Source organism: Mammaliicoccus sciuri (assembly GCF_002901825.1).
GTDB classification, from domain to species: domain Bacteria; phylum Bacillota; class Bacilli; order Staphylococcales; family Staphylococcaceae; genus Mammaliicoccus; species Mammaliicoccus sciuri.
The window spans coordinates 303,335-316,373 of the sequence record NZ_PPQD01000030.1 but is presented as its reverse complement, the minus strand read 5'-3'; the positions used below and the strand labels follow the sequence as shown (position 1 = coordinate 316,373).

Annotated in this window: 12 protein-coding genes; all 12 read left to right on the top strand. The window is 34.6% G+C overall.

Annotated features, from left to right (window positions below; translation table 11 throughout):
- Positions 1-138 (top strand): LPXTG cell wall anchor domain-containing protein (locus CD035_RS14220; RefSeq protein WP_142383037.1); only part of this gene is annotated, 138 nt, incomplete at its 5' end.
- Positions 139-173: 35 nt separating this feature from the next.
- Positions 174-1,115 (top strand): hypothetical protein, encoded by a 942-nt coding sequence (locus CD035_RS11340; RefSeq protein WP_048542450.1) that lies wholly within the window; start codon positions 174-176, stop codon positions 1,113-1,115.
- Between the two features lie 187 nt (positions 1,116-1,302).
- Entirely contained in the window at positions 1,303-1,782 is a 480-nt protein-coding gene (gene lspA / locus CD035_RS11335; RefSeq protein ID WP_037587555.1) for a signal peptidase II, read from the top strand.
- A complete protein-coding gene (locus CD035_RS11330) occupies positions 1,779-2,702 on the top strand; it encodes an RluA family pseudouridine synthase (protein ID WP_048542452.1) in 924 nt (307 codons plus the stop codon). Before lspA ends, CD035_RS11330 begins: the two co-directional genes overlap by 4 nt.
- A 215-nt stretch (positions 2,703-2,917) precedes the next feature.
- Positions 2,918-3,445, top strand: coding sequence for a bifunctional pyr operon transcriptional regulator/uracil phosphoribosyltransferase PyrR (gene pyrR, locus CD035_RS11325; protein ID WP_048542454.1), 528 nt, complete (start codon positions 2,918-2,920; stop codon positions 3,443-3,445).
- Positions 3,446-3,590: 145 nt separating this feature from the next.
- Complete coding sequence (locus CD035_RS11320; RefSeq protein WP_048542456.1) at positions 3,591-4,892, top strand: solute carrier family 23 protein; 1,302 nt, start codon at positions 3,591-3,593, stop codon at positions 4,890-4,892.
- 19 nt (positions 4,893-4,911) lie between these two features.
- Positions 4,912-5,814, top strand: coding sequence for an aspartate carbamoyltransferase catalytic subunit (locus tag CD035_RS11315; RefSeq protein ID WP_048542458.1), 903 nt, complete (start codon positions 4,912-4,914; stop codon positions 5,812-5,814).
- Entirely contained in the window at positions 5,802-7,076 is a 1,275-nt protein-coding gene (locus tag CD035_RS11310; protein ID WP_048542460.1) for a dihydroorotase, read from the top strand. The genes CD035_RS11315 and CD035_RS11310 overlap by 13 nt, the downstream gene beginning before the upstream one ends.
- A 1-nt stretch (position 7,077) precedes the next feature.
- A complete protein-coding gene (locus CD035_RS11305) occupies positions 7,078-8,178 on the top strand; it encodes a carbamoyl phosphate synthase small subunit (RefSeq protein ID WP_048542463.1) in 1,101 nt (366 codons plus the stop codon).
- Positions 8,171-11,344 carry a carbamoyl-phosphate synthase large subunit gene (carB, locus tag CD035_RS11300; RefSeq protein ID WP_048542464.1) on the top strand — a complete coding sequence of 1,058 codons (3,174 nt, stop codon included), beginning with the start codon at positions 8,171-8,173 and terminating at the stop codon, positions 11,342-11,344. Before CD035_RS11305 ends, carB begins: the two co-directional genes overlap by 8 nt.
- 13 nt (positions 11,345-11,357) lie before the next feature.
- Positions 11,358-12,116 carry a dihydroorotate dehydrogenase electron transfer subunit gene (locus CD035_RS11295; RefSeq protein ID WP_048542467.1) on the top strand — a complete coding sequence of 253 codons (759 nt, stop codon included), beginning with the start codon at positions 11,358-11,360 and terminating at the stop codon, positions 12,114-12,116.
- Positions 12,113-13,039: a dihydroorotate dehydrogenase gene (locus CD035_RS11290; RefSeq protein ID WP_048542470.1), complete on the top strand. Its 927-nt coding sequence runs from the start codon at positions 12,113-12,115 to the stop codon at positions 13,037-13,039. The genes CD035_RS11295 and CD035_RS11290 overlap by 4 nt, the downstream gene beginning before the upstream one ends.

Below are 13,039 nucleotides of genomic sequence, written 5' to 3'. Positions count from 1 at the left end.
AATAAATCAGATAAACAACAAAAAGAATTACCTAAGACGGGTGAAAGTGAAAATCCATGGATACAAGTAGGATTATTATCATTAGTTGGCTTATCATTAATTGGCCTTTATACAATAAATCGTATATCAAAAGCATAATTTTCTTAGTTATGAATAATTAAGGGGAGAAGTTTATGTTAAAGAAAATTTTATTATCAACATTAATATGTACAACACTAACTACACCAGTTGTTGGTAAAGTTAATGCAGAAGAAGTGAAACAAGACAAACCTGTGAAGTATGTGTTTCACAACGGAGGAATGTTATATCCTATCAGAGTAAATTATGATGGTTCAATGACTGTACCTGAACAAGGTGGAGAAATATTAGAAATAGATGCAAAGCCAGGTGATTTTTATATTTATAAGGATGGTGTGCCTACGAATGAATTAAATCCTAAATATAAGCACATTTGGGATCAATGGGGATATTATGATTTCTATAAATCTAAAGGTAAAGTAAATGACCTTTTCGTAGGAGAACACCCTAGACCATTAGATGGTGTAACATACGATCCTAAGTCTGATAATACATCTGATAATCAAAAAGCAGATGACCAAAAAGATGAACCTAAATCTGATCAACCAAAAGATCAACCAGAACCTAATAAAAACACTACTGACAATCAGTCTACATCAGACCAACCAAAACAAGATGTTCCTGCTAAAGTAGAACAACCGGCTAAAGATAATGTGAAAGTTGATAAAAAGTCTGATAGTCAAAGTAATGTAGTTGATAAGAAAGATACTGCTGATCAAAATAAAGATAATAAAGTTGTAGTTAATAATAAATCTGATAATCAAAATAAAGTGGCGATGAATAATCAAAAGTCTGAGCCTCAATCTTCTAATGTTTCTAAAAAAGTTGATGTGAAAAAAGAAGATAATAATAAAGATGTAAAGGCTAAGACTACTGATAGCAATGCTAAGGATGCAGATAATAAATCAGATAAACAACAAAAAGAATTACCTAAGACGGGTGAAAGTGAAAATACATTATTCCGTACTTTGTTATTTACTTGTGTAGTTATATCATTATTAGGTACTTATAGAATAACTCGTATGTCTAATGTATAATTTAATTAATATAAGAGATTAAGCAATTTTTGTTGCTTGATCTCTTTTTATTTTGTTTAATTTTAAATTGGTTATGAAAGAAAATATATGTGATGAGGTGTTTGAATTAGATGTGTAATTTAAAAGATCATATTAACAATTAGTTCGTGTTATGTGGTAAAATAATCAAGATTGGAGTGGAAAGTAGATGCGTAAAGGTTACAATGTACCGATTTGGAGTACTTTTATTATTATATTAATCGCGCTTGATCAACTTACTAAATTTTTAATTGTTAAATCTTTAGAAGTGGGTGAGTCTATAAAGGTTATCAGTAATTTTTTATATATTACATCTCATAGAAACCAAGGTGCTGCTTGGGGGATTTTACAAGGGAAAATGTGGTTATTTTATATCGTAACAATTGTCGTGCTTGTTATTTTATTTATGTTCTTTAAGAATGAAGGATACGGTCGACCTGATGTTCAACTTGGACTAAGTTTATTAATTGCAGGGTCAATTGGTAACTTTATAGATCGTTTGTTTAGAGGAGAAGTTGTTGATTTTGTTGATACATATATTTTCAGCTATAATTTCCCGATATTTAATGTAGCAGATGCTGCTTTAACGATAGGTGTCATTGTATTGATAATTGTGATTTTATTTGAGGGCAAGGAGGAAAAAGCTTGAATACATTTGAATTTAAGATAGAGACAGAAAATGAAATTGGTGTAAGAATTGATAAATTATTACCTGATTTGAATCCAGATTGGTCAAGAAATCAAATTCAAGATTGGATTAAATTAGGTTTAGTTGAAGTAAATGGTAAAGTCATTAAAGCAAATTATAAGACGAAGCTTAATGATGTTATTGTTGCGACTGAAAAAGTAATAGAAGAAGTTGATATTGTCGCAGAAGATTTAGGTATTGAGGTTTATTATGAAGACAAAGATGTAGCGGTCGTTTATAAACCTAAAGGTATGGTTGTGCATCCAGCACCTGGCCATTATACAGGTACGTTAGTAAACGGATTAATGTATGTGATTAAAGATTTATCTGGTATTAACGGTGAAATTAGACCCGGTATTGTGCATCGTATAGATAAAGATACATCCGGTTTATTAATGATTGCTAAGAATGATATTGCACATAGAGGATTAGTTGAACAGTTAGTTGATAAAACTGTGACTAGAGAATATACAGCTCTTGTACATGGTAATATACCTCACGAATTTGGAACAATTGAAGCACCAATCGGCAGAAATCCTAAAGAACGTCAAGAAATGGCGATCGTTGATGATGGTAAAGAAGCTGTCACGCACTTTAATGTAATTGAAAAATTCGAAAAATATACATTGGTTAAATGTCAGTTAGAAACTGGTCGTACTCATCAAATCAGAGTGCATATGAAACATATTGGTTTTCCTTTAGTAGGTGATCCTAAATATGGACCGAAGAAGACATTGAACATTGGTGGACAAGCTTTACATGCTGGATTATTAGGATTTGAACATCCAGTTACTGGTGAATATATTGAAAAAGAAGCACCATTACCAGAGTATTTTGAAACATTATTAGAGAAATTAAGAAATCGAGAAGATAAAAAATAAGTACAACGTGTAATAATACTTATTTAATTTTATTTAAACTTTGACATCATATGAAAAAAACGATATTATTGTTTTAACAATTAAAGCGTCTTTAACAGACAGTCCAGAGAGGCTGAGAAGACATAATATGAGCGTGTAGACCATCTTTGTATGGTACTAGTGTATACTCATGTCTTCTAAAGACGTGAGTATTTTTTTGTGGAAGGAGATTGAATATGGCTGAGAGGTTAATCATGGATGCTGCTGCTGTAAACAGAGCATTAACAAGAATGTCACATGAAATACTTGAAAAGAACAAAGGTACTAAAGATATTGTCTTGTTAGGCGTAAAAACAAGAGGTGTATTTCTTGCGAACAGAATTGAGCAGAAAATCCAAGACATCGAACAAGTTCAAGTACCAACTGGAGAAATTGATGTTACACATTATCGTGACGATGTTCAGAATCAACAAGGTACGATTAAAGTGAAATCATTTAATATCGATATAGATATTAATGATAAGCATGTCATTATTGTCGATGATGTCCTTTATACAGGAAGAACTGTTAGAGCTTCATTAGATGCTATATTAGATCACGCAAGACCACGAAAAATAAGTTTAGCAACTTTAGTCGACAGAGGTCATAGAGAACTTCCGATTAGAGCAGATTATGTAGGTAAGAACGTTCCAACATCATCTAATGAATCAGTTGTCGTTGAATTAGAAGAGTTCGACCAACAAACAGCAGTAAAATTAAATTAAATAAATCCTTTTAAATCAGTACGAGAGACTGGCAAAGGAGCATATATGGCTACAGGAGATAACTATACCTTTATAGGTATCACTGTATACATAGATCCCTTTGCATATCTTGTGAAGGGATCTTTTTTTGAATAGGAGAATGGAAATGTCACAAAATGAAGAAATGTTTAAACGAACAGTAGAACCCATACTAGATGTTAATGATAAACCTAAAGCATCACAATGGTTCTTCTTAAGCTCACAGCATTTATTTGCAATGTTCGGAGCTACGGTACTTGTACCATTTCTAACAGGTTTACCTGTTTCAGCAGCACTCATTGCATCAGGTTTAGGAACGCTACTTTATATACTGATAACGAAAGGAAAGATACCAGCTTATCTCGGTTCGAGCTTTGCATTCATAACACCGATTATTGTCGGGCTCAAGACACATGACCTCGGTGAAATGCTTGTTGCATTATTTATGAGTGGTGTTCTTTACGTCATTATCGGATTGATTATAAAGGTTACTGGCACGAATTGGTTGCTTAATCTTTTACCACCAGTCGTAGTTGGACCTGTCATTATGGTTATCGGACTTGGATTAGCACCGGTAGCAGTTAACATGGCGATGTACACAGATTCAAATGCAATGAAAGGCTATAGTGGCATATACATTACAGTCGCACTCATCACATTAATTACAACAATTATCGTTTCAGTATTTTTCAAAGGATTCTTATCAATCATTCCTGTTCTTATCGGAATTATTGTTGGATATATATCTTCATTATTATTTGGAATTGTAGACTTAGCGCCAATTTCAAAAGCGAAATGGATCCAAATGCCAGATATTTACTTACCGTTTCATGATTACACACCATCTCTACAATGGGGGCTGATCTTAATCATGCTGCCAATCGTTTTTGTAACGGTTAGTGAGCATATTGGTCATCAAATCGTCATCAATAAAATTGTCGGTAAGAACTTCTTCAAAGATCCAGGTTTACATCGCTCATTAATTGGTGATGGGGTATCAACGATGATGGCTTCAATTATTGGTGGGCCACCAAGTACGACATACGGCGAGAACATTGGTGTACTAGCCATTACAAGAATTTATAGTATTTGGGTAATCGGAGGTGCAGCAGTACTTGCACTAATCTTAGGATTTGTTGGTAAATTCACAGCGATGATTTCAACAATACCAACACCAGTTATGGGTGGTGTTTCCATACTATTATTCGGAATCATTGCTTCAAGTGGTTTGAGAATGTTGGTGGAGAACAATATCGACTTCGGTGACAACCGTAACTTGATTATTGCTTCTGTCATTCTCGTATTAGGAATCGGTAAAGCACATTTAGACTTCACAGGTATTGGTATACATTTAAACATTGAAGGTATGGCTTTAGCAGCAACAGTAGGTATCTTGCTCAATCTTATATTGCCAAAGAAAATAAAATAATTCTCAGGAGGCGTGTCATATGAAAAATTTATTAACAATGACTGATTTAACTAAAGACGACATCATGAAAATTATAACGAAAGCACAAGACATTAAAGAAAATGGTGCAGAAACTTTTGGTAAAGGCATGACGGTCGCAAACTTATTCTTTGAAAATTCAACACGAACAAAATGTAGTTTTGAAATGGCTGAAAGAAAATTAGGTTTGGAAGTCATTCCTTTTGAAATAAGTACTTCATCTGTTCAAAAAGGTGAATCTTTATATGATACTTGCAAAACTTTAGAATCCATTGGTGTAGACGCATTAGTCATTAGACATAGCGAAAATGCATATTATGACACATTACAAGGGCTTAATATTCCAGTATTAAATGGTGGAGATGGTAGTGGCCACCACCCGACGCAAAGTCTTCTAGATATTATGACAATATATGAGGAATACGGTTATTTCGAAGGATTAAAGATTTTAATCTCAGGTGATATAAAAAATTCAAGAGTAGCAAGAAGTAATGCAGATGCTTTAACGAAACTTGGTGCGGAAGTGATGTTCTCTGCACCGGAACAATGGAAATGTAACTTTTCAGATGTACCATATGTAGAAATTGATGATGTGATAGATGAAGTAGATGTATGTATGTTGTTAAGAGTGCAAAATGAAAGACATGATTCAGGTACAACGTTTAGTAAAGAAGACTATCACAATGCATACGGACTGACGATAGATAGATATAACAAACTTCATGACAATGCAATCGTCATGCATCCAGCACCAGTCAACCGAGGTGTTGAAATAGATACTTCACTTGTAGAAAGTTCGAAATCAAGAATTTTTAAACAAATGGAAAACGGCGTGTTCATTAGAATGGCATGTATACATGCTGTACTTAATCACAAGGAGGAAAAAGTAAAATGTCACTTATAATCAAAAATGGAAAAATCTTATTAGAAGGTCAATTAGTTAACAAGGAAATTGAAATTGAAGATGGCAAAATTAAAAAAATAGATGATTATATAGAAGTAGAGAATCAAGAAGTTATTGATGCGAAAGGACATTTTATTTCAGCAGGATTTGTTGATGTACATGTACATTTAAGAGAACCTGGTGGCGAACATAAAGAAACAATTGAAACAGGTACTAAAGCAGCAGCAAGAGGTGGATTTACAACAGTTTGTCCAATGCCTAATACAAAGCCTGTCCCAGATTCAGTTGAACATTTAGATCGTCTTCACAAAATCATTGATGAGCATGCAGTGGTAAGAGTTTTACCTTATGCATCAATTACAGTAAGACAAGCTGGTAAAGAACATGTTGATTTCAAAGCATTAAAAGATAGAGGCATGTTCCAATTTACTGATGATGGTGTAGGTGTACAAACAGCTTCAATGATGTACGAAGCTATGAAAGAAGCAGCTAAAATTGATAAAGCAATCGTAGCACACTGCGAAGATAATTCATTAATTTATGGTGGTGCAATGCATGAAGGTAAACGAAGTGAAGAACTTGGCATTCCAGGTATTCCTTCAATTTGCGAAGCGGTACAAATTGCTAGAGACGTGTTATTAGCTGAAGCAGCAAATTGTCATTACCATGTGTGTCACGTGTCTACAAAAGAAAGTGTACGTGTCATAAGAGATGCTAAAAAAGCAGGTATTAAAGTAACAGCTGAAGTTACACCACATCACTTATTACTTACAGAAGATGACGTACCAGGTGACGATGCGATATACAAAATGAATCCACCTTTAAGAGCGAAAGAAGATAGAGATGCTTTAATCGAAGGTTTAATAGATGGAACAATTGATTGCATCGCAACAGATCATGCACCACATGCTAAAGAAGAAAAAGAAGTGTCAATGATTGATGCACCTTTCGGAATTGTAGGAAGTGAAACAGCATTCCAATTATTATATACACACTTTGTGAAAACAGGTAAATTCACATTAGAACAACTTGTTGCATTTTTAACAACGAAGCCAAGTGAAACATTTAACTTACCTTATGGTCGATTAGAAGAAGGAAGCTACGCTGACTTAACTATCATAGACTTGGAAACAGAAAGACCGATACGAGCAGAAGAATTTGCTTCTAAGAGTACTAACACACCATTTATAGGAGAAGTCGTTTCAGGATATCCAATTTTAACAATTTGTGATGGAGAAATCGTCTTCAAGGAGGAAGTATAAGATGAAAAATAAAAGATACTTAGTATTAGAAGATGGAACAACATATAAAGGTTATGCATTAGGTTCAGATGATTTAACAGTTGGAGAAATTGTTTTTAATACAGCAATGACAGGTTATCAAGAAACCATTTCAGACCCATCTTATACTGGACAAATTATTACATTTACTTACCCGCTTATTGGTAACTACGGGATAAACAGAGATGACTTTGAATCATTAACACCAACTTTAAATGGTGTTGTCGTGAGAGAAGCGTGTGATTACCCAAGTAACTTTAGATCAAGTAAGTCTTTAGATGAAACGTTAAAATTCTATCATATACCAGGTATTTCAGGTGTTGATACAAGAAGTTTAACACGTAAAATTAGAAAATTCGGTGTCCTTAAAGCTGGATTTACTGATAATGCTGATGAAATAGAAAGTCTCGTTCAACGCTTAAATACTGAATCGTTAAGAACGGACGAAGTTGAACAAGTTTCATCAGTTAGACCATACATTTCAACTGGTGATGGCTATAAAGTTGTATTAATTGATTACGGTAAAAAAGAAAATATCGTGAGAGAACTTAATAGAAGAGGATGTGATGTAACAGTCGTACCATACCAAACTTCATTTGAAGAAATACTGAATATCTCACCAGATGGCATAATGGTTTCAAATGGACCAGGGAATCCTGAAAGTGTACAAGAAACCATTCAAACAATTGAACAATTAGTCGGTAAAATACCATTCTTCGGCATTTGTTTAGGACATCAATTGTTTGCATTATCTCAAGGTGCAACGTCTTATAAGATGAAATTTGGTCATAGAGGTGCCAATCATCCAGTACAAAATCTACAAACTGGAAAAGTAGATTTAACAAGTCAAAACCATGGTTATGCAATTGATGAAGCGTCTATTGCACAAACTGATTTAGAAGTGACACATATCGCATTAAATGATAAATCAATTGAAGGATTAAGACATAAAAAATATCCAGCATTTTCAGTACAATATCATCCAGAAGCATCACCTGGACCGCACGATTCAAACTATTTATTCGATGAATTTATTGAAATGATCAAATTACATAAAGCGAAGGAGCGTACAATCAATGCCTAAACAAACTGATATAAAATCCATCTTAGTAATTGGTTCTGGCCCAATCATTATAGGTCAAGCTGCAGAATTTGATTATGCAGGCACTCAAGCATGCTTAGCACTAAAAGAAGAAGGTTACCGTGTTATTCTCGTAAACTCTAATCCAGCAACAATTATGACGGACACTGAAATAGCAGATACAGTATATATTGAACCTTTAACTTTAGACTTTGTGAGTCGCATTATTCGTAAAGAACAACCAGACGCATTGTTACCAACTTTAGGTGGACAAACTGGTTTGAACATGGCAATTGAATTACACGAAAATGGTGTATTAGAAGAAAATAACGTACGTTTATTAGGTACACAACTTTCTTCAATCGAACAAGCTGAAGATAGAGATTTATTCCGTACACTTATGAATGAATTAAATGAACCAGTACCTGAAAGTGATATCGTGAACGATATTGAAGGTGCTTTAAATTTTGCGAACGAAATTGGCTACCCGCTAATTGTGCGACCTGCTTTTACAATGGGTGGTACTGGTGGCGGAATTTGTCACGATGAAAAGGAACTAAGAGAAGTTGTTCAAAATGGCTTGAAATATAGCCCAGTTACACAATGTTTATTAGAAAAATCCATCGCAGGTTACAAAGAAATTGAATACGAAGTGATGAGAGATAAAAATGATAATGCCATTGTAGTTTGTAACATGGAGAACATCGATCCAGTTGGCATTCATACAGGTGACTCAATCGTAGTTGCACCAAGTCAAACATTATCAGACGTAGAATATCAAATGTTAAGAGATGTATCTCTAAAAATTATTCGTGCTTTAAAAATTGAAGGCGGATGTAACGTACAATTAGCACTTGATCCAAAATCACTAGATTACTACATAATAGAAGTTAATCCTCGTGTATCAAGATCGTCAGCATTAGCTTCAAAAGCAACAGGTTATCCAATTGCGAAGCTAGCTGCCAAAATAGCAATCGGTATGACTTTAGATGAAATGTTAAACCCTGTAACTGGCACATCTTATGCAGCATTTGAACCAGCACTAGACTATGTTGTTTCTAAAATACCAAGATTTCCTTTTGATAAATTTGAAAAAGGCGAACGTCATCTCGGTACACAAATGAAAGCAACTGGGGAAGTCATGGCAATAGGTAGAACGTATGAAGAATCATTATTAAAAGCGATTCGTTCATTAGAATATGGTGTGCATCACTTAGGTTTACCAAATGGCGATGAATTTGAATTAGATTTTATTGAAGAGAGAATTAAAGCACAAGATGATGAAAGATTATTCTTTATTGGTGAAGCCATTAGACGCGGTACATCACTTGAAAGAATACATGAATTAACTCAAATTGATTATTTCTTCTTGAATAAATTCAAACACATCATCGATATTGAACATGATTTAAAAGAGAAAAAAGGCGATTTAGACGCATTATTATGGGCGAAACAATACGGCTTTAGTGATAAAGTCATTGCACATAGATGGGAACAATCAGAGCGAGACATATATGATTTAAGACAAGAACATGGTATTAACCCAGTTTACAAAACAGTAGATACATGTGCGGCAGAATTCGAATCAGAAACACCATATTTCTACGGTACTTATGAAGAAGAAAATGAATCTATAGTCACTGAAAAAGAAAAAATCATCGTATTAGGATCAGGTCCAATTAGAATTGGACAAGGTGTGGAATTTGATTATGCTACTGTACATGCTGTATGGGCTATTCAAGAAGCGGGTTATGAAGCAATCATTATTAACAATAACCCTGAAACAGTTTCAACAGACTTCTCAATATCTGACAAGTTATACTTTGAACCACTGACTGAAGAAGATGTCATGAGTATCATTAATCACGAACAACCTAAAGGCGTAGTCGTTCAATTTGGTGGACAAACAGCAATCAACTTAGCAGATAAAATTGCACAAAAAGGTATTCAAATATTAGGTACGACGCTTGAAGATCTTAACAGAGCTGAAGATAGAAAAGAATTTGAAGCTTTATTACAAAAAATTGATGTACCACAACCATTAGGTAAAACAGCGACTTCAGTTCAAGAAGCGATAGATAACGCAAATGAAATTGGTTATCCCGTTGTTGTAAGACCTTCATATGTACTAGGTGGAAGAGCGATGGAAATTGTATATGCTGAACCTGAATTGAGAAATTATATGGAACAAGCAGTTAAAGCAAGCCCAGAGCATCCAGTACTGATTGACCGTTATTTAACAGGTAAAGAAATTGAAGTAGACGCAATTTCAGATGGTGAAACTGTTGTCATCCCAGGTATTATGGAACACATTGAAAGAGCGGGTGTCCATTCAGGTGATTCAATTGCAGTTTATCCACCTCAAACGTTAACGGATGCAGAAATTGATTTACTAGTTGATTACACAACGAAATTGGCAAAAGGCTTAAACATAGTAGGACTTATCAATATTCAGTTTGTACTTTCTAAAGGAGAAGTATTTGTACTGGAAGTTAACCCAAGAGCGAGTCGTACTGTACCATTCTTAAGTAAAATTACTGAAATTCCAATGGCTAAGATTGCTACTAAAGCAATTGCAGGCATCACCTTGAAAGAACAAGGATATAAAAGTGGTTTAGCGCCATATAAAGAAGGTGTATATGTTAAAGCACCAGTATTCAGCTTTAATAAACTTAAAAATGTTGATATCACATTAGGACCTGAAATGAAATCGACAGGTGAAGTAATGGGTAAAGACAGTACTTTAGAAAAAGCATTATATAAAGGTTTAACAGCAAGTGGTTTAAAAGTACAAGATCAAGGTACAGCATTATTTACTGTAAGTGATAAAGATAAAGCTGAAGCATTAACAATCGCTAATAGATTTCATGAGATTGGTTATAGAATTTTTGCAACAGAAGGTACGGCACAATACTTTAAAGAACATGACATCCCAGTGTATACGGTTGGTAAAATAGGCGGCGAACATGACTTGCTATCTGTAATACAAAAAGGTGAAGTACAACTTGTGGTTAACACAATGACAAAAGGTAAAGTCTACGAAAGAGACGGATTCCAAATTAGACGTGAATCAGTAGAAAATGGTATACCATGTTTAACATCACTCGATACGGCAAATGCTTTAGCAGATGTAGTGGAAAGTATGACATTTAGAACTGAACAAATGTAGTGGGGGGATTATAATGTCCGAGATAATGACAGTTGTATCAAATAATCAAATAGCAGATGCTATTTTTGAATTAAAAGTACGTGGAAATCTTACGAAAAATATGAAAAAACCTGGACAGTTTGTTCATATTAAAGCTGGTACAGGAACTGAACATATGTTGAGAAGACCAATTTCAATTTGTGAAGTGAACCGTGAAGAAGAAATATTTACAATGCTTTTTAGAAGAGAAGGACACGGTACAGAATTGATTTCACAATTAAAACAAGGTGATCCAATTGATGTGATTGCACCTTTAGGGAACGGATTCCCAGTTGATGAAGCGCAAAATACTGCCTTACTAGTTGGAGGTGGTATTGGCGTGCCACCAATGTACGAATTGTCTAAACAGCTCAATGCTAGAGGTATAAAGACAATTCACGTATTAGGTTTTCAAAGTGCTAAAGATGCATTTTATATAGACGAATTTAGTGCGCTAGGTGATACGTATGTTGCAACTGCAGATGGAACGCTTGGTACTAAAGGATTTGTTACAACTGTTATTGAAAATTTAGACACACCCTTCGATATTTTTTACAGCTGTGGACCAAAAGCGATGTTGAAAGCTTTAACACTTCAATTAAGTGATGTGAAAGGTTATATTTCACTTGAAGAACGTATGGGTTGTGGCATCGGTGCTTGTTACGCATGTGTATGCCATACTGATAATGAAGCGGGTTATGTCAAAGTTTGTACAGACGGTCCCGTATTTGAAAAAGGAGCTGTCATCATATGAGTCGATTAAATGTATCGTTACCAGGATTAAATTTGAAAAATCCAATCATGCCAGCAAGTGGATGCTTTGCTTTCGGAAAAGAATTCAGTCAGTTTTATGATTTATCAGAACTTGGCGCAATCATGATTAAAGCAGCAACTCAATTTGCAAGATACGGTAATGAAGCACCACGTGTCGCTGAAACGGCAAGCGGTATGATTAATGCGATTGGCCTTCAAAATCCAGGTGTTCACCATATTATGGAACATGAGTTGAAATACCTTGAACAATATGATGTACCCATTATTGCTAATGTAGCAGGATCTACTGAAGAAGAATATGTTTACGTCGCAAAACATATCTCACAAGCATCAAATGTTCATGCACTAGAATTGAATATTTCATGTCCAAATGTTAAAGAAGGTGGGATTCAATTCGGTACTGTTCCTGAGGTGGCTAAAGAACTGACGAGAAAAGTAAAAGCTGTTTCAGAAGTGCCTGTGTATGTAAAGTTATCACCTAATGTAACGAATATTGTAGAAATGGCGAAAGCTATTGCAGAATACGCTGATGGTATAACGATGATCAACACTTTAGTAGGATTAAGAATCGATGCGAAGACTGGAAAACCAATCATAAGCAATGTTATAGGTGGACTGAGCGGACCAGCAATCAAGCCAGTTGCATTAAGAATGGTATATGAAGTCAGTCAACATGTTGATATTCCAATTATCGCAATGGGTGGCGTAAGAACGGCTCAAGATGTCATTGATTATATTTCAGTTGGTGCTGATGCAGTAGCAGTTGGAACAGCAAACTTTGAAAATCCAACAGTATGTAAAGATATTATTGATGAATTACCTACATTACTCGACCAATTAGGCGTTGAACATATTACAGAACTTAAAGGTAGAACTTATAACCAACAAGGAGTTGTCAAATAA